Genomic DNA, 17,420 nt, shown 5'->3' with positions numbered 1-17,420 from the left:
ATTGACGACGAGAAACAGCAGAGTTGATGATTTCCTCATTACGGCAGTGTTGCTTGGAGAACACCATGTCCCACATCCCCGTCAACAAGGGCGGTCCTCTGACGCCCCACCAAGACCTCCACAGTGAGCAGGGCGCTCTGCGTGAAGAACACCCCGGACGAGCCCGCAATCCCGTGATCAAGGTGGCGGACCTGGCCTGGCTGGAGTTCGAGAAGCCGGACCTGGACCAGGCCGAGGTGTTCGCCCGGGACTTCGGCCTCACGATCGCCGCCCGCACCCAGCACGAGCTGTGGCTGCGCGGCACGTTCGCAGGCTCGCCCTGCATGGTCATCCGGCGCGGGAGCGCCTCCCGCTTCCTCGGACCGGCGTTCCGCGCGGCCGAGCGGGCCGATGTGGACCGGCTGGCCGCTGCCGTCGGACACACCGTCCGGGACATCGACGTCCCCGGCGGCGGACGGTCCGTCGCCCTGTTCGATCCCTCGGGCCTCCCGGTCCGGGTGGTGCACTGCGCCGAACCGCTGCCGGCGCTGCCCGAACAGCCGCCGCTGACCCTCAACACCGGCACCGAACCCCGCCGTACGAACACCACACAGCGCCCGCCCCGGGAGCCGTCCCGCATCCAGCGCCTGGGCCATGTGGTGCTGGAGACACGGACGTTCACCCGCACCCTGGACTGGTACCTGGACACCCTCGGGCTGATCGTGTCCGACTTCCTGTTCCTGGACGGGCAGCGCGAGCGCGGGCCGACAATGGCCTTCATCCGCTGCGACCAGGGCGGCACGCCCGTGGACCACCACACCCTCGCCCTGCACCTGGGGCCGGGCACCGGCTACGTCCACTCCGCCTACCAGGTGACCGACCTCGACGCGATCGCCGCCGGCGGGGAGTACCTGGCCGAGCGCGGCTACCGGCGCAGCTGGGGCATCGGCCGGCACATCCAGGGCAGCCAGCTCTTCGACTACTGGCGTGACCCCGACCGCTTCATGCTGGAGCACTTCGCCGACGGCGACCTGTTCTCCTGCGACCTCGAACCCGGATGGGCACCGATGTCGGCCGGCGGCCTGGCCCAGTGGGGCCCGCCCGTCACCCGCGACTTCCTTGGCACCAACCCGTCTCCGGCCAAGCTCCGCGAGGTCATGACGGCCTTGCGCGGCGACAACGAACTCGACCCCGCGCGCCTGCTGGGCCTGATGAAAGCGATGAGCTCATGAGCACCAACGTTCTGCGCACCCCCGACGGCTGGTGGGCCGTCCGGGACGACCGCGCCGTCCGCATCGAGACCAGGGCGGAGACCACCGCCGATCTGCTCGCCGACCGGGCCGCCGTGCGGGAGGCCAGTTCCTCCGGCGAAAGCGGGACGCCCGTCGCCGACCTGGTGACATTGCCCCCGGTCACCACTCCGTGCCGGGTGGTCGCCCAGATGGTCAACTACCGCAGTCACGCCAAGGATTCGGGATTCACCGGCGACATCCCGCCCACCTTCTTCCGCAAGGCGTCCGGCTCGGTCAGCGGCCCGCACGAGACGATCGTCCGCCCGGCGCACGTGCGGTTTCTCGACTACGAGGTGGAACTCGGCCTCGTCATGGGCGCACCCCTGCCGGTGGGCACCGTCGTGGAGGAGCGGGACCTGCCTTCGTATGTCGCCGGACTCGTCCTCACCAACGACGTCAGCGCCCGCGATGTCCAGCTGACCAAGACCCAGTTCTACGAGAGCAAGTCCTACCCGACCTTCACGCCCACCGGGCCGTACCTGGCCCTGCTGGAGCCCGACGACTTCGCCCGCCTGATCGACCTGCGGCTGCGGCTGAACGTCAACGGCGTGCCGCGCCAGGACCGCACCCTCGCCGACATGATCGTCCGGCCGGCACAGGCACTCACCCTGCTCGCCCGCTTCCAGACCCTCGACCCCGGCGACCTGCTGCTCACCGGCACACCCGGAGGTACCGCCCTCAAGGCCCCGCCCAAACCGGTCGAGAAGATCGCCGCCCTGCTGCCGCCCGCACTGAAATGGAAGGCGTTCTTCAACGGCCAGGCCAAGAACCCCCGATACCTGCGCAACGGCGACCTCGTCACCGCCACCATCGCCACCCCCGACGGGCACATCGACCTGGGCGAGCAGCGGACCGCTGTGGCGGACGCGACGTGAGCGCCGCATCCCGCAGACCGGTGGTCATCATCGGCGCAGGACCCGTGGGAGTCACGGCCGCCCTCCTGCTGGCCCGGCACGGGGTGCCCAGCCTCGTCCTGGAACGCCACCAGGACGTCTACCCCCTGCCACGTGCCGTCGTCGTCGACGACGAGGTGCGCCGGATCCTGCAGAGTGTCGGCATTCACGAGGAATTCGCCGCCCTCGCCCGGCCGGCGCGTGGGCTGCGGCTGCTGGACGCCCGGCACCGCATGATCGCCGAATTCACCCGCTCCCAGCACGGACATCACGGCTTCCCCCAGACCAGCATGTTCGACCAGCCGGACCTGGAGCATCTGCTGCACGACGCTCTGGCCCGCAGCCCGGAGTGCGAGCTGTGGGGCGGGGTCGAGGTCGTGTCCGTCACGCAGAACACCGACGGGGCGGCTCCGGTCCGGGTCACCTTCCGCCGCGACGGCAGCGACGAGGACGAGCATGTCTGGGCCGGTGCGGTCCTCGGCTGCGACGGCGCCGGCAGCCTCACCCGCAAGGCCATCGGCGCCGTATGGGAGGACCTGCACTTCGAGGAGAGCTGGCGGGTGATCGACGTCCGCACCAGCCGCCCGGTGCGGACCTGGGAAGGTGTCGACCAGATCTGCTGCCCCACCCAGCCCGCCACCTTCATGCGCCTCGGCGAGGACCGCTACCGCTGGGAGTTCCGCCTGGCTGACGACGAGGTCCTGGACGGACCGGGAGGGCTGAAGCGCCTGCGCGAGCTGGTCGCCCCCTGGGTGGACCTGCCGTCCGACGCCTCGTGGGGTGACGACTTCGAGGTAATCCGGCAGGCGCAGTACACCTTCCGGGCCCGCCTTGCCGACCGGTGGCGCCGGGGACGCGTGTTCCTGCTGGGTGACGCGGCGCACCTCACGCCGCCCTTCATCGGTCAGGGGCTGTGCGCGGGCCTGCGCGACGCCCGCAACCTCACCTGGAAGCTCGCCCGCGTTCTCCAACAGGGCGCAGAGGAAGCACTGTTGGACACCTACGAGCGCGAGCGTAAACCGCACGCCCGTTACGTGATCCGGCTCGCGGTGGCCATGGGCTGGGCCATGACCGGTGGGCAGGACCGCGGCGCGGCACTCCGCCGGACCGTCGTCGGTGCTGCGTGCCGTGTCCCAGGCGTGGCCTCGGCGGTGAGCCGCGACCTCAGCCCCGCGCTGACCGCCGGCCCGCTCGTACGGCGCCGCCGCGGGCTCATCGGCCGCCGGCTGACCGGCACCTTCTGCCCACAGCCCTGGGTGCTCGTCAACGGCAGGCAAATGCGCCTGGACGACGTCCTCGGAGACTCCTTCGCCCTCCTGACCACTGTGCCGCCCACCCCGCACATGACGGCCGTGGCCACGGCACTTCACGCCGCCACGATCCACCTCGACGACCTGGAGGACGACGGCACGCTGGCCGCCTGGCTGGCACGCGGCCGGGCCGACGCCGCCCTGCTCCGCCCCGATCGCGTCGTGATGGACACCGTCCCCGCCGGCACCGGCCACTTCCCGGACCCCACATCCTGGGCCTCCCTGCTCCACACGGCCCGCCGTACCACCGATGCCCGGCCCGTCCCCCCGCCAAGGAGCACCACACCATGACCACCCAGCGCCCCACGCCGCATCCGCAGCCGTTCCTGCCGCCCGACCCGGAGGCGGCCGCCGGCAGCCGCGTCGCGGACTTCGCCCGCTGGGCCGCCCGGCACCAGGGCGCCGAAGAGATCCAGGACTTCACCGGCTACCAGTCCCTGCACCACTGGTCCGTCACCGACCTGGAGAGGTTCTGGGCGGCAGTGTGGGCATACTTCGACATCGACGCTGCCACTCCGTACGAGCGAGTGCTGGCCGAGGAGACCATGCCCAGCGCCCGTTGGTTCCCCGGCGCCACCCTCAACTATGCCCACCACGCACTGCGCAACCTGCACCCGGACGCCCCCGCGATCACCGCACTGGACGAGACCGGAGCCGGCTACGAGATCACGGGCCGACAGCTCCGCGCCCAGGTCGCCTCAGTCGCCGCCACCCTGCGCGACCTGGGCGTCACACATGGCGACCGGGTGGTCGGCTACCTGCCCAACACCCCTCACGCCATCATCACCTTCCTCGCCACCGTCAGCCTCGGCGCGGTGTGGTCGGTGTGCGGCCAGGACTACGGGCCCAAAGCCGCCGCCGACCGCTTCGCCCAGCTCGAACCCACGGTGCTCATCACAGCGGACGGCTACCTCTTCAACGGCACCACACACGACCGCCGTGCCGCCTCCCTCGAACTGGCCGAAACCCTGCCCACCCTGAAGGCCACGGTGCTCGTGGACCACCTGGGCCTCACCTGGCCCGAGACCCACACCCATCTGACAGTGCCCTGGGACGCCGCCGCCACCCGCACCGAACACCTCACCATCACCCCGGTGGCGTTCGACCACCCGCTGTGGATCGTCTTCTCCTCCGGCACCACTGGACTGCCGAAGGGCATCGTCCACGGCCACGGCGGCGTCCTGCTCGAACACCTCAAGATCCTCACCCTGCACTGCGACCTGGGCGTCGGGGACCGCCTGCTGTGGTACACCACCACCCACTGGATGATGTGGAACCTGGTCGTCTCCACCCTGCTGACCGGCGCCACCACCTGCACCTACGACGGCAGCCCCGCGCCGGTGGCGCGCCCGGACATCCTCTGGGAGCTGGCGGCCCGCCACAAGGTCACCGTCTTCGGCACCAGCCCCCAGTACCTGCTGGCCATGGCCAAGCTGCGCATCGAGCCCGGCCTGCACGACCTGTCGTCCATCCGGGCCATCGGCAGCACCGGCGCCGCCCTGCCCGCCTCCGCCTACCCCTGGGTCCGCGACCACGTGGGCGCGGGCGTCCAGCTGGCCTCCACCAGCGGCGGCACCGACGTCGTCTCCGCCTTCGCCGGCAGCGCCCCCACGACCCCCGTCTGGGCGGGCGAGGTGTCCGCCCCCAACCTCGGTGTGGCGCTGGCGGCCTACGACGGCGCGGGACGGCCGATCGTCGACCAGGTCGGCGAACTGGTCGTCACCCGCCCGATGCCGTCCATGCCGCTGTACTTCTGGAACGACCCGGACGGCAGCCGCTACCGCGACGCCTACTTCACCGCCTACCCGGGCGTGTGGCGGCACGGTGACTGGATCACCCTCACCTCCCACGGCTCGGTGATCGTCCACGGCCGTTCCGACGCCACTCTCAACCGCAACGGCGTGCGCCTGGGCAGTGCCGACATCCACGACGTCGTCGAACGCCTCCCCGAGATCACCGAGGCTCTCGTCATTGGCGCGGAGGAACCCGACGGCGGCTACTGGATGCCCCTGTTCGTCGTTCCCGCTCCCGGTGTCACGCTGGACGACGCGCTGCGCGAGAGGATCCGCGACGCCATCCGCACCGGCGCCTCGCCCCGCCACGTCCCCGACGAGATCCTCGCCGTTCCGGCCATCCCGCACACCAGGACAGGCAAGAGACTCGAGGTCCCCGTCAAGCGCCTCCTCCAGGGCGCCCCTGCCGAGCAGGTCCTCGATCCCTCCGCGGTCGACAACCCGGACCTCGTCGCCTACTTCGCCGACCTGGGAACCGAACGCCGTCAGGCCCGTCAACCGCACACCGTCAAGGACGCCTCATGAGCCTCTCCGCGGCCCTGGCCTGTCCGATCGTGCTGATCTTCACCGTGCTGGGGGTGGCAAAGATCATGGGGCTCGGCCCGATGCCCGAGCTGGCCGCCCATGCCGGCTTCACCACCGCCTCCTACCGGGTGATCGGTGCGCTGGAGCTGGCGGGCGCCGTCGGCGTGGCCCTCGGCCCGGTCCTACCTGTCTCCGGAGGACTGGCCGGCCTCGGCCTGCTGCTGTTGCTCGCCGGTGCTGTGACCACGCACGCGCGCAAGGGAGACCGGCTGCCCAGACTCGTCCCCGCGATGGTGTGCGCCGCACTGGTCGCCTGGTATCTCGTGCTCCTTGCCGATGTGGGCTCGTGACGCTGCCACGGGCTGGAGCGGCTACCTGTGATGGGGGCCGGCGGCGGAGGACCCTGAGTCCTGTGAGCGCGCCTGCGCCGGGGCTGGCAGACTGAATATGTGGTTCCGTTGATGACCGCGACCGATCAGGCCGCGTCCTCATCGCTCACAGGCGCTGGTGTGGTGTCGGTCTGCGCGTTGCTCTTCACCGTGGCGTCGTTCTGGTGGCTCAACGCCAGACAGGGGCACCTGAGGACGTGGGAGCCTCATTCCTTCGCAGCGATCGTCCACTCATCCGCCGCCCGCCTGCGGCTCCCGCTCGTCCTTCACAACACCGGTCCCAAACCGATAGTCGTGCAGGACCTCATCCTGACCTTCCCTGACGAGCCGGCTTCCCACCTGTCACTGCTGTGGGTGTCCTCACCGTCTCGCCTCCAGCCCGGGCCGAATGAGGATCCAAGGCTGCCAGCCGGTTTCGTCGTACCCGGCAGGGAAGCGCAACAACTCTTCATCGAGTTCGAGGCACCGTTTTCCGGGTTCATGCCGGAAGCCCGTGACTACAAGGTCCAGCTGCAAGCGAGGGTCGGCCACCGCAAGGGGTGGCGCCGCCTGCTGACGTTCACCCTGCGGGCCGCCAACATCACCGATCCGGATCGCTACAGCGTCTACAACAACGCGCCGATCGAGCTGACGAAGGAAGATCGGAAAAGGGCGGATGCCGCACTCCTTGAGCTGTTGGAAGAGCAAGGAGACGACTCCGCTCCAGGCGGCAGGAGACAGCCGCATTCTTCCCATGACGACGGCGACCCCGGCACGAGCCGCTGATGCAGTTCCCGCCGGTCGATCGAGCTCCCGCTGCGTGAGGCGATGATGCGCAGGGCGTCCTGCCGGCCGGTGGGCACCAGCCCACTCAGCCACGGGCCGAGAGTGTCGAAGCGCGGGCAAGTCTTCATCATCCGGTGCAGGTGCGGCGTTGGCCTGCCGGTCGCCTCCCCGGAGGTGGCGGTGGTACTGCCGACTGCCCGACGTACGCGCGAGAGGGGCCCCCGCCGGCGCAGGCGATCACCATGCCGGGGCCGAGGAGACGGCACACGGAGCTCGCACCGTCATGCGGCTCGTACAAGCCGGCCACCGTGCATGCGAAGCCGGTGCCCCGCCAACCGGCACACCGCGTCATCCCGAGGCAATGCGAAACTCGAATTCGGGACGGTCCCACGGCACGGCGGGCGGGTTCGCGAACGCGGTCCCGGTCCGCACCGCGCCGACGCGGTGGTAGAAGTCCTCGGCGGGAACGTGCGACACGACCTTGAGACGGTCGATCCCGGCGGCACGGGCCTCGGACTGCATATGCGCGACGAGCCGCCGTCCGATACCCCGCCCTTGCACGTCGTCGGCGACGAACAGCAGGTCGAGCTCCGGTGGCGCAAGGACGAGCGAGTAGAACCCTAGGATCCGGCCTCCGTGCTCCTCGGCGCCGACGGCCACAAAGGCGCGGTGGGCCTCGATGTAATCAGGACCGACCCGGTAGCCCTCGACTGCAGCCGCGTACCTACCCTCGTAGGCGCCGGAGCCACGCACGAGCCGCGTAAGCCGCTTGGCATCCCGCGCGACGGCCCTCCGTATCGTGATCGGCTCGCTGATCGAGGAAGTACGTGAACTCATCGGGAGAGTATTTCGCACCGAGGAATGCCGTCGTGCGGCGGGCCGGCTGCCCGGTCAGAGGTTCCTGCGGCACTCCCGGAAACCGCTCACCCAGGCCCCGATCGGCCACATCACTGCCGCCGAATCGGCCACCCGCCGACAGCACCGGACCTGAACCGTTGCGGAGGTACCGGAGAAAGGCGTGATCGACACCCGCTCTCCCTGGGCGCGTCGGACGCAACACAGCACAACCGCAGAAACCGCCCCGACCGCCCAGTCGGACGATCTTCACCGTAGCCACCAGCCACCGGCCGCCGACCAGCCCGAGTATCCCGAAGCCCGCGCACACCAGCCCCATGACCTGCAACTTCACGATGCACACCACTCAGTGACCGAGGCCGGCGTGTGGCCCCGGCTCCACGAGGTCCTCCCCGGCAAGCTCCACGGCGCGGACGCTCTGGACTTCTCCCGCGCGGCAGTCGACGGCTCCCACATCCGGGCGTTAAAGGGGGCTCCCAGACGGGACGAAGCCCCGTTGACCAGGGCAGGACGAGCAGCAAGCACCACCTGATCACCGACGCCACCGGCACTCCCGCTCGCGGTCACCCTGAGCGGCGGCAACCGCAACGATGTCACCCAGCTCATCCCGCTGCTTCAAGCGGTATCGCCCGTGCGCGGCAGGCTCGGCCGACCACGCCACCGCCCGGACGTCGCACTCGGGGACCGCGGTGACGACCACGACAAGTACCGCCGGCTCGTCCGGGACCTCGGCGTGAAGCCGGTCATAGCCCGCCGCGGCACCGAGTACGGCTCCGGCCTGGCAGGGTGACGGCGGGTTGCAGGCGGCGGGGGGATGCGGACGACGCGCAGGAGCCGGTTGTCGATGGCCATGGTCCAGGTCAGTCTGGTTCCTCCGCCGGGGACAGGTTCGAGGAGGAAGTCCTCAGCCCAGCCCCTGACGAGGAGCAGGGTGATGCCGGTGACGCGGAAGGTGGCCCGGCGGGGGGAGAGCCAGGTGGCCCGGTCCAGGAAGGCCGTCCAAGTGCCCATGGCGTCGCTTCCCAAGGCGTCCCAGACCTGTTCAGGGCTGTGGGGCAGGTCGATGTGGGCGTTGACGACCAGGGGGCGGTGGTCAGGAAGTCGTCGCCGATCGGGGCGAGTGCGCGGGGCATGCCTGTCTTCAAGGGCGGGTCAGGGGTAGAGGCTGTGCCGATAGGTGGCGGGGTCGTCCAGGGCGGCCAGCAGGAGGCCGACGAGGTCGCGCCGGCTGGTGCGGGCCAGCAGCGAGCGATGGGGGGAGAGCACGGGGTCGCGTGGGCGCGTGGGCGGGCCGTCGGTGAGGATGCCGGGCCGGATGACGGTCCAGTCGAGGTCCGAGGCGGCCAGGACCGCGTCCTGTCGCCGGCGTTCACGGATCAGCGGCGCGCTGAACGCCCCGTAGAGATCGCTGAGCAGGCGGCTGGGGATACCGCTGGTGTGAGGGCTGTACGCGGCCTCGGACAGCAGCAGCAGGCGACGGGCCCCGGCTGCCTGCATCGCGTCGGTGATGGTGCGGGTGCCGCGGGAGTAAAGGGGAGTGCGGCGGTCGCCTCTCAGTCCCAGGGCGATCAACACCGCGTCCGCGCCGTCCAGGGACTGCCGGACAGCAACGGTGTCGAAGACGTCGCCCCGGATCACCTCGCGGGGTTGGACTCCCCGCAGGCGGGCTGGGTCGCGGACGAACGCGGTCGTCCGGTGACCGGCACGCTCGGCCGCTTCGAGGAACACCCGTCCGGTGGCACTGGTGGCGCCGAATACGGTGATCTTCACGCGCCGTCACCTCTCTCAGGAGCCGTCGGCGCGCGGCCGGGACGGGTCAGTGCCGTCACGGCGACACCCAGATCGTGGCGCTGCTGGGCCGTCCATGCTTCGGCATGGGAGGCGGCCGTGATGTTGCCGTGGGTCAGAGTGAGGATCTGGTCGAGCAGCCGGTCCGCCGGGACCGCCGAGGTCACGTGCCCCGCCTGCTGCGCGCGGCTGATCGCGGTCACCTTCGCCTCCATGGCCGTGACGACGGCGGGCAGCGATTCCATGAGTTCCGGGCGCTCCAGTGACTGCCACAGGGCAAGGCGCACCAGGTGGGGGTGAGCGTGGTAGAAGTCGAAGACGCGCTGGGCGTAGCCGGGCAGATCGCTCGCGTCCAGGGTGACCGCGTGCTGGGCGTTGGTGATGTGGTGTTCCAGGACGGCGTCGAACAGGCCGTCCTTGTTGCCGAAGTAGGCATAGATCATGCGCTGGTTGGCATGGGCCGCCGCTGCGATACGGGCGGTGCGGGCGCCGGCCAGGCCGAAGGCGGAGAATTCAGCCGTCGCGGCGTCGAGGACGCGGCGGCGGGTGGCCTCCGCGTCCCGGACCGGGGTCTCTTTCTGCATCAGTTGCCCTTCGAACATCGCGGCAATGAGGTCCGGCAGGTCACGGGCGCGCTCATGCGTCGACCGTGCGGCTGAGGGCTTCCCACCGGTCGAGTTCGGCGAGGCTCCGCTGCCCGGCGTCACGGATGTAGTCGACGGCGTCCCCCGACAGGGCCAGGCGCAGCGGCGGATCGGCGAGTTCCAGCACGGCGAGGATCGACTGGGCGACCTTCTCCGGGTCTGCACCGAGACCTCCGGCCGGGGCACTGCCGTACAGGTTGCGCATCGGGGCCACCACGTCCCGGTAGGGCGTACTGGGCTCGGGCAGCGACATCGAGGACGCCAGTGTCGTGGCGACCGCACCCGGCTGCACGATCGTCACCCTGACCCCGAACGGCGCCGCCTCCAGGGCCAGCGCCTCCGAGAAGCCCTCCAGCGCGAACTTCGCCGTGACGTAGGCGCCCAGTCCGGGCGCGGGTGCGAGCCGGCCACTGACCGACGACACCTGAAGGATGTGACCCGATCCCTGGGCGCGCAGCGCAGGCAGCGCAGCCTTGGAGACGTGGATCGCACCCCATACGTTGGTTTCCACCTGGGCGCGGAAGTCCTCCAGACTGGTGTCCTCGATGCTGGAGACGTTCGCATAGCCGGCGTTGTTCACCACGACGTCCAAGCGGCCGAACCTCTCCACCGCGGCGGCCACCGCACGCTCGGCGGCACCGGCATCGGTGACGTCCAGTTCCACCGCGAGCGCCGTATCCGGATACCGCTCGACCAGATCAGCCACCGCCTCCGGCCTGCGTACCGCCGCCACCACCTGCTGACCGGATGCCAGTGCCGCCTCTGCAAGCGACCGGCCCAGCCCACGCGAGCTCCCCGTGATCAAAAACGCCTTCACTGCCCTCTCCTGCCCAATGTAGTAACTAGTTACTTACTAGCGTACGACACAAGCACCCTCGGTCAAGTCGAGGCTCACCCGCATCCTGGGACAGGCCGCCCTTCTCACCCTCCTGCCGGGCCACGTCCCGCAACGGCGGGTTGCGGGTGCCGAGGATCAGGCAGTTCCCCATTCGTGGCCGAGTCCGGCCTTGAGGGTGGCCTGCACGTCGATCTCGGTCAGGACGCCGAAGTCCTGCTCGCCCGGGGCCGCGCGCACGGCGGCAACGGTCCCGTCGGAGTCACCGTTGACGTGCACGGGGCGGCTATACCTCGCGGTCATCGACCTGCTCATGGTCTGCGCCTCCGGCAACCGATCGGCCACCGCCTGCACCGAACTTGCCGCCGCCGACATCCCCGCCACCACCCTCACCGGCGGCACCACCCCCTGGGCCGGCGAGGGCCACACCCTCCACCGGCCCGAGAACACCCGAGCCACATGGGCCATGGAACGCCAGGTCCGACTTGCTGCCGGATCCCTCGTCATCCTCGGCCTCGCCGCTGGCGCCCCGCCCGCCGGCTGTCCGCGGCCATCGGGGGTGGCCTGGTCCTCTCCGCCGCCACCAACACCTGCGCCATGGCCGCCACCCTCGCCGAACTCCCCCACGACCAGCCCCGCACCACCGACCTCGCCACCACCCTGCGAGCCCTGCAGAACTGACGACGGAAGCCGGCAGGCGAGCGCCTGGCTACCGAGGCAACTTGGGGGTGCGTTCGGGGTGCGTGGCGGTGATCTACGGTGATCTACCGCATGGCGGTCCGCTCGGTGACACCGAACAGGCGCATCAGTCGGAGGATCGCAGTCAGCGGCGAGGAGTATGCCGCACGCGAGATCGTTGGCTCAGGACCATGCTGGACCCCGGCCTCAAGTCCATGATCATGCCGACAGGGCCCGAGCCCATGGTCCGCGGGTCCGTCACCACCTGCACCGAGATCATCAGCGGCACGGGGGCATCCTCTCCTGCGGCGAGCAGCCCCTGGTTCAACAATCGCCGTCGTCAGCGGGGGCGCTGGTCGTGCTGGTTGGTGCGATCGCCCGCAGGCCGTGGTCGATGAAGGTGATCATCCAGTTGAAGCTGTCGTCGATATCAGTGCTGAACTGGAACCCGCCGACCACTTCCAGGGAGGCGAATCCGTGCAGGACGGTGCGTAGCATCCGCAGCGCGTGGATTTCCTGGCTGGGATCGAACCGGTACCCGTGCAACATGGCCGCCCAGGAAGCGACGACCCGGCCGCTGGCTGCGATGAGTGGGTCGTCGGGCCCGGTCGGGCAGGCGGCGTTGGCCGCCGCGTATCGGCCGGGGTGCTCCTTGACGAACGTGCGCATCGCCTGCGCGCCGGCGATCAGGGCGTCACTGCCGGCCCGGCCCTGGATGGCGTCGCGGATGGCGTCGGCGCACTCGGTCATGGCCAGGACGGCGATCCGGTGGGTGACGTCGGCCTGGCTGGTGACGTGTTTGTACAGCGAGGGGGTCTTGATCCCGAGCCGCTCGGCGAGCAGGCCCATGCCGAACTGGTCGAAGCCGATCTCGTCGACCAGGGCGGCGCCCGCCTCGGTGACCGCTGCCGCCGTGAGTCCGGCCCTAGGCACTGGTAGCCGTCTTCGCCAGGAACGGCAGGGCCAACGCGAGGACCTGATCGGGTGTCTGGGCGTGCGGGTAGTGTCCGGCACCGTCGATCACGACCAGCTCACCGAGACCGGCGGGCAGGTCGGCGATGATCCTCTCTCCTTCGGCGCGGGGGTCCGCCCAGTCGGGGTCGAGACTGCCTTCGACTATCAGGACCGGGCAGGTGACGTGGGCCAGTTGGGCGCCGGCGTCGCTGGGGTTGGCCTTGCACATGGCCTGCAGTGCCGCCATCCGGCCGGGCTCGTCCAGCTTGGCCTTGATGCGGGCGAGTTCGCCGTTCCAGTCGGCGGGCTTGACCGGGTACGCGACGTCGAGGTATTTGATCCAGTTCGCCAGGCGTCCGCGGACGATGACCTGCGCCATCTGCGTGTACCCGGTCCGGAAGCGCTTGACCCGCATCAGCCCGCCCAGGTCGACCGGCTGCGCGCGAGTGAACGGGGCCAGTTCTATGACGCCGGTGATGACGTCGGGTGCGGTGGCGGCGGCAATGGTCGCGGCACCCCCGCTGATCGACTGCCCGATGATCACGGCCGAGCCGCCGAGGTGGCGTACGACGGCGATCAGGTCGCCGGCGATGTCGGTGCGGCTGTAGTTGTCCCAGCCGAGGCTGGAGTCGCCGCACCCGCGGATGTCGACGTTGGCGACCCGGTAACCGGCGGCGGCCAGGCCGGGGGCGAGGAAGCGGTAGGAGTGACGACTGTCGCCGATACCGTGCGCGAGGACAACCAGAGGGCCCTCCCCGGTCACGTCGAAGGCGATGGTGTTGTGGCCGATTTCCAGGTACTCGGTCATGTTGTCGTCCTCCATGTTGGCTAACGCGATTACCTAAAGGCTATCGGCATTAGCAATATGGGTCAACACCCCAGCCGCACAAGGCAAAGACGTGGACGCACCGCGCTGGACAAGCCGGTGGGCAGTGGCTGTCCCACCTCCGCCGCCCCGGCGCCCTCGACGGACACCCCGAGTGGGAGACCGCGCTGCGCGAGATCGACGCGGACCGGAACCCGCCATGGCCCGCGGACCGGCAGCGGCACTACGCCGCACTCCGCGGACTCCCCGCCCTCGAACACGACCAAGCCGGCCAGACCGAGGTCCTGCCCGGGTTCACCATCGACGGCATGGACATCGGGAAACGGCTCGCCCCGAGACCGGCAGCCGGCACCCGGCACACCGGCTGTGCAACCGGGCCGGCACCTACGGTCCGCGGCGCTCGACCACGCACTCAGCAGGAGAGCCGTACCCGTCGCTCGCGGCCCCGACCATGAATCCTCAGCATCGCCTGCGCTGGGAGAAGTGGGCGGCGATCGCGCCGTACGAGGAGTCATGGACCGCGGAACCGCCGGGTCGCGTAGGTCAGACGACCGGCGCCTGCACGGCCGCCTGCGCCACCAGGCTCTCGGTGAAGAAGGGGACGAGTTCGGTGGTGACCTGCGGTACGTAGCGGTCGTAGAGGTCGATGTGACTGGCTCCTTCGACCCAGTGCAGCCGCTTGGGCTCGTTCGCCTTCTTGATCGCCTGTTCGGACATCCAGGCGGTGGCCGCTTCGTTGCCGGCGACCATCAGGAGCGGTCGCGGTGCGAGCATGTCGATGAGGTGGAAGGCGTCGAAGTTCACGATCCTGTCGATGCTGGTGAAGGTGAACTCGTCCGCCTGGCGGGGGTGGCCGCCTCGGTCCGTGCTGTAGTACTCCCATCCCTCGTAGGCGTAGCGGCCGCCGGCGCGTGCGTCCTCCCGCGAGGTGCGCACGGGCATCATCGGGAGCGGCTCGCCGGCTGCTTCGGCGGTACGGGCCGAGGCCGCCGCGTCGAGCAGGGCCTGGACGACGGCAGGGTCCTGGGTGCCGTCGGGGCCGACCCGGAAGTTCAGTCCGAGGTCGACGGCGCTGACGGTCGCGACCGCGCGGATGCGGTGGTCGGTGACCGCGGCCGGGATGACGTAGCCGCCGGAGGCGCAGATGCCCAGGGCGCCGATCCGGTCGGAGTCGATCTCGGGGCGGGTGGTGAGGTAGGAGACGGCGTTCTTGAAGTCCTCGACGCGCTGGGCGGGGTCCTCAAGGCCGCGGGGGGTGCCGCCGCTCTCACCCTGATAGGCGGCGTCGAAGGCGAGCGTGGCAAACCCGGCATCGGCGAGATGCCGGGCGTAGACGCCGGCGGTCTGCTCCTTGACGCCGCTGCCGGGGTGACCGACGACCACTCCGGCGAGTAGGCCGTCGGTCGGGGTGTCGGGGGTGTACAGGTGGCCGGCGAGGGTGATCCCGCCGCTGGTGAAGGTCACATCTGTTCGCATGACTCCAGGCTGCATGTGGTCGTCGTGCCGTGGGAGAGGCGGGTTCCTGCCGGGGAAGACACGTGCCTGGGAAGATTTCTTCCCCCCTTGACGGCGCCGGTCCGAGGCAGGGTGGAGGCATAGTGGCTGACATGTCCGACGCGCGTTCACCACGCTCCGAGTTCGGCGCGTTCCTCAGGGCCCGCCGGGCCGAGCTGTCGCCCGCGCAGGTCGGTCTCGCCGATGACGGCACCCTCCGGCGTGTCCCTGGGCTGCGGCGAGACGAGGTCGCCCGTCTGGCGGCCATGAGCACCGACTACTACACCCGCATCGAGCAGGGACGCGTGCGGGCGTCCGCGACCGTGCTCGCCTCCCTCGTGCGCGCGCTACGGCTCGACAACCCTCAGCAGGCGTACCTGTACGAGCTGGCGGGCAAGACACCGGCCCCACGGCGCCGCCACAGGGCTCAGCAGGTGCGGCCACCGGTGCAGCGGATGCTCGACGCTCTCGGCCACCTGCCCGCGCTGGTACTGGGCCGCTACAACGACATCCTCGCCTGGAACGCCGCCGCCGCGGCCCTCTACCAGGACTTCGGCAAGCTGCCGCCGCGCGAGCGCAACTACACCAGGCTGCTGTTCCTCGACCCCGCCATGCGCGACCTGTTCGTCGACTGGGAGGACGCGGGACGGCTCAGCGCGGCACTGCTGCGCATGGAGACCGCCGGCAACCCCGACGACCCCCGCCTGGAAGCGCTGGTCGGTGAGCTGTCGGTCCGCAGCCCCGAGTTCCGCGAGTGGTGGAACGGACGGATCGTCTCCGACACCACCGCCGGCCCCAAACGCTACCGACACCCCCTCATCGGCTCGCTCACCCTCGACTGCGACACCTGGACCAGCCCCGGCGACCCCGACATCATGTTCATGATCCTCACCGCCGAACCCGGCAGCCCCGAGGACCACGCACTGCGCATCCTCAGCTCCTGGCAGACCGGACCGTCACACACGGCCGACACCCCCCACGACTGACACCGGCCCGCCGCGCCGCACGGGCCCCCTGCGTCGCCCATCCGCCGGGGTCGGCGACGCGGGGCGCCCGGCCCCGGCGAGTCATGCCCGACCTCCTCATCCCTACCGGCCGCCGCAAGGGGCAGAGCCCCAGCCTCTCGAGCATTCACCGGGCGCCGCCGAGCCCGAGAGGTCCCGGGATCCACCCGGATGCCATCGAGGCGGCACGCACCGGCTTCGCCGCCCTCCAGCGGCGCGACGGCAGCCCCAACTGGTTACTCAGCGCCATACGTCACTTGGCGGTAGCCCATACGAGAACAGGCCGGTTCCTGGCCGAACGCATGGCGCCGGCCGACCTGGCCTGGACGACCCCGGCTTCCTGCACGAGGTTCCCGCAGGGGTGGTCCTGTCCTCACGGTCAGTCCGGGGTCAGCGTTCCATCATGCGCATCTGGGCCTCGTTGTGGGTGTCCCCCGCGGCGGGGGACAGGCTGCTCAGCTGGGCGAGCTGTCCGTCGGTGAGGCTGACGGTGTCGGCGGCGGCGTTCTCCTCGACCCGGGCCACACGCCGGGTGCCGGGGATGGGGGCGATGTCGTCGCCCTGGGCCAGCAGCCAGGCCAGGGCGACCTGGGCAGGGGTGGCGCCGATCTGTCCGGCGATGGCGGCGACTCGGTCGGCCAGCCGCAGGTTGTGCGGGAAGTTCTCGCCGCTGAACCGCGGGTTGTCGGCGCGGAAGTCTGTGTCGTCGAACTGGTCGGCGGAGCGGATCGTGCCGGTCAGGAACCCGCGCCCGAGCGGGGAGAACGGCACGAAGCCGATGCCCAGTTCCCGCAGTACCGGCAGGACCCGGGCTTCGGGGTCGCGGGTGAACAGGGAGTATTCGGACTGGACGGCGGTGACCGGGTGGACGGCGTGGGCGCGGCGGATGGTGTCGGGTCCGGCCTCGGACAGGCCGATGTGGCGGATCTTGCCCTCGGCGACCAGCTCGGCCAGGGTCCCGACGGTGTCCTCGATCGGGGTGCCGGGGTCGACGCGGTGCTGGTAGTACAGGTCGATATGGTCGGTGCCCAGGCGCGTGAGGGAACCCTCCACGGCGGTGCGGACGCCGGCCGGGCTGCTGTCCGGACCCTGCTCGCGGCCGCTGTGGGAGATCAGGCCGAACTTCGTCGCCAGCACCACCTGGTCCCGGCGGCCCTTCAACGCGCGGCCGACCAGTTCCTCGTTGGTGTAGGGGCCATAGACCTCGGCGGTGTCGATGAGGGTGACGCCCAGCTCCAGGGCGCGGTGGATGGTGCGGATGGACTGGTCGTCGTCGCTTCCGGCGCCGGTGTAGGCAAAGGACATGCCCATAGCGCCCAGGCCGATCCGGGCAACGTCCAGGTCACGCAGCTTGATGTGCTTCACAGAGCTTCCGTTCCATCGGGGTGGGTGGGGA

The 17,420-nt window shown here is 70.3% G+C and carries 16 protein-coding genes and 2 pseudogenes; 9 read left to right on the top strand and 9 right to left on the bottom strand.

What is annotated here, in order from left to right; translation table 11 throughout:
• Nucleotides 1-65: 65 nt before the first annotated feature.
• The 6 genes from ABZV34_RS10515 to ABZV34_RS10490 all read left to right on the top strand — a co-directional run bounded on the left by ABZV34_RS10515 (nt 66) and on the right by ABZV34_RS10490 (nt 6,946).
• Entirely contained in the window at nt 66-1,211 is a 1,146-nt protein-coding gene (locus ABZV34_RS10515) for a VOC family protein (protein WP_356273270.1), read from the top strand.
• Complete coding sequence (locus ABZV34_RS10510) at nt 1,208-2,146, top strand: fumarylacetoacetate hydrolase family protein (RefSeq protein WP_356273268.1); 939 nt, start codon at nt 1,208-1,210, stop codon at nt 2,144-2,146. Before ABZV34_RS10515 ends, ABZV34_RS10510 begins: the two co-directional genes overlap by 4 nt.
• Nucleotides 2,143-3,765 carry a bifunctional 3-(3-hydroxy-phenyl)propionate/3-hydroxycinnamic acid hydroxylase gene (locus tag ABZV34_RS10505; protein ID WP_356273266.1) on the top strand — a complete coding sequence of 541 codons (1,623 nt, stop codon included), beginning with the start codon at nt 2,143-2,145 and terminating at the stop codon, nt 3,763-3,765. Before ABZV34_RS10510 ends, ABZV34_RS10505 begins: the two co-directional genes overlap by 4 nt.
• Nucleotides 3,762-5,792, top strand: a complete 2,031-nt coding sequence (locus tag ABZV34_RS10500; protein WP_356273264.1) for an acetoacetate--CoA ligase — start codon at nt 3,762-3,764, stop codon at nt 5,790-5,792. The genes ABZV34_RS10505 and ABZV34_RS10500 overlap by 4 nt, the downstream gene beginning before the upstream one ends.
• Nucleotides 5,789-6,142 carry a DoxX family protein gene (locus ABZV34_RS10495; RefSeq protein WP_356273262.1) on the top strand — a complete coding sequence of 118 codons (354 nt, stop codon included), beginning with the start codon at nt 5,789-5,791 and terminating at the stop codon, nt 6,140-6,142. The genes ABZV34_RS10500 and ABZV34_RS10495 overlap by 4 nt, the downstream gene beginning before the upstream one ends.
• Before the next feature lie 111 nt (nt 6,143-6,253).
• Nucleotides 6,254-6,946 (top strand): hypothetical protein, encoded by a 693-nt coding sequence (locus ABZV34_RS10490; protein ID WP_356273260.1) that lies wholly within the window; start codon nt 6,254-6,256, stop codon nt 6,944-6,946.
• A gap of 348 nt (nt 6,947-7,294) precedes the next feature.
• Here ABZV34_RS10490 and ABZV34_RS10485 read toward each other — a convergent pair whose 3' ends face one another.
• Nucleotides 7,295-7,783 (bottom strand): GNAT family N-acetyltransferase, encoded by a 489-nt coding sequence (locus ABZV34_RS10485; RefSeq protein ID WP_356273258.1) that lies wholly within the window; start codon nt 7,781-7,783, stop codon nt 7,295-7,297.
• A 370-nt stretch (nt 7,784-8,153) separates the two neighbouring features.
• Between ABZV34_RS10485 and ABZV34_RS10480 the strand changes: the two are divergent.
• Nucleotides 8,154-8,582, top strand: a pseudogene (locus ABZV34_RS10480) (transposase); the annotation flags it as partial.
• Nucleotides 8,583-8,953: 371 nt separating this feature from the next.
• Here the strand turns inward: ABZV34_RS10480 and ABZV34_RS10475 are convergent.
• The 4 genes from ABZV34_RS10475 to ABZV34_RS10460 all read right to left on the bottom strand — a co-directional run bounded on the left by ABZV34_RS10475 (nt 8,954) and on the right by ABZV34_RS10460 (nt 11,371).
• Nucleotides 8,954-9,571, bottom strand: a complete 618-nt coding sequence (locus ABZV34_RS10475) for an NAD(P)-binding oxidoreductase (RefSeq protein WP_356273256.1) — start codon at nt 9,569-9,571, stop codon at nt 8,954-8,956.
• A complete protein-coding gene (locus tag ABZV34_RS10470; RefSeq protein WP_356273254.1) occupies nt 9,568-10,173 on the bottom strand; it encodes a TetR family transcriptional regulator in 606 nt (201 codons plus the stop codon). Before ABZV34_RS10470 ends, ABZV34_RS10475 begins: the two co-directional genes overlap by 4 nt.
• 52 nt (nt 10,174-10,225) lie before the next feature.
• Nucleotides 10,226-11,050: an SDR family NAD(P)-dependent oxidoreductase gene (locus tag ABZV34_RS10465; protein ID WP_356273252.1), complete on the bottom strand. Its 825-nt coding sequence runs from the start codon at nt 11,048-11,050 to the stop codon at nt 10,226-10,228.
• Nucleotides 11,051-11,206: 156 nt separating this feature from the next.
• A complete protein-coding gene (locus ABZV34_RS10460; RefSeq protein ID WP_356273311.1) occupies nt 11,207-11,371 on the bottom strand; it encodes a hypothetical protein in 165 nt (54 codons plus the stop codon).
• 4 nt (nt 11,372-11,375) lie between these two features.
• On the opposite strand from ABZV34_RS10460, the pseudogene ABZV34_RS10455 reads away from it, so the two are divergent.
• A pseudogene (locus ABZV34_RS10455) lies at nt 11,376-11,749 on the top strand (YgaP-like transmembrane domain); the annotation flags it as partial.
• 321 nt (nt 11,750-12,070) lie between these two features.
• On the opposite strand, the gene ABZV34_RS10450 reads toward ABZV34_RS10455, so the two are convergent.
• From ABZV34_RS10450 to ABZV34_RS10440, 3 genes are all read right to left on the bottom strand, one after another.
• Nucleotides 12,071-12,679: a TetR-like C-terminal domain-containing protein gene (locus tag ABZV34_RS10450; RefSeq protein ID WP_356273250.1), complete on the bottom strand. Its 609-nt coding sequence runs from the start codon at nt 12,677-12,679 to the stop codon at nt 12,071-12,073.
• On the bottom strand, nt 12,672-13,508 hold the full coding sequence (locus ABZV34_RS10445) for an alpha/beta hydrolase (RefSeq protein WP_356273309.1): 837 nt from the start codon (nt 13,506-13,508) through the stop codon (nt 12,672-12,674). Before ABZV34_RS10445 ends, ABZV34_RS10450 begins: the two co-directional genes overlap by 8 nt.
• 561 nt (nt 13,509-14,069) lie before the next feature.
• On the bottom strand, nt 14,070-15,002 hold the full coding sequence (locus tag ABZV34_RS10440; RefSeq protein WP_356273248.1) for an alpha/beta hydrolase: 933 nt from the start codon (nt 15,000-15,002) through the stop codon (nt 14,070-14,072).
• Between the two features lie 131 nt (nt 15,003-15,133).
• On the opposite strand from ABZV34_RS10440, the gene ABZV34_RS10435 reads away from it, so the two are divergent.
• A complete protein-coding gene (locus tag ABZV34_RS10435; RefSeq protein WP_356273246.1) occupies nt 15,134-16,006 on the top strand; it encodes a helix-turn-helix transcriptional regulator in 873 nt (290 codons plus the stop codon).
• Nucleotides 16,007-16,414: 408 nt separating this feature from the next.
• On the opposite strand, the gene ABZV34_RS10430 is transcribed toward ABZV34_RS10435, so the two are convergent.
• Nucleotides 16,415-17,389: an aldo/keto reductase gene (locus tag ABZV34_RS10430; protein ID WP_356273244.1), complete on the bottom strand. Its 975-nt coding sequence runs from the start codon at nt 17,387-17,389 to the stop codon at nt 16,415-16,417.
• Nucleotides 17,390-17,420 lie beyond the last annotated feature (31 nt).

Source organism: Streptomyces sp. NPDC005195 (genome assembly GCF_040608315.1).
GTDB lineage: Bacteria > Actinomycetota > Actinomycetes > Streptomycetales > Streptomycetaceae > Streptomyces > Streptomyces kaempferi.
The sequence above is the reverse complement of the archived record's forward strand: the minus strand, read 5'-3'. Positions and strand labels throughout refer to the sequence as shown.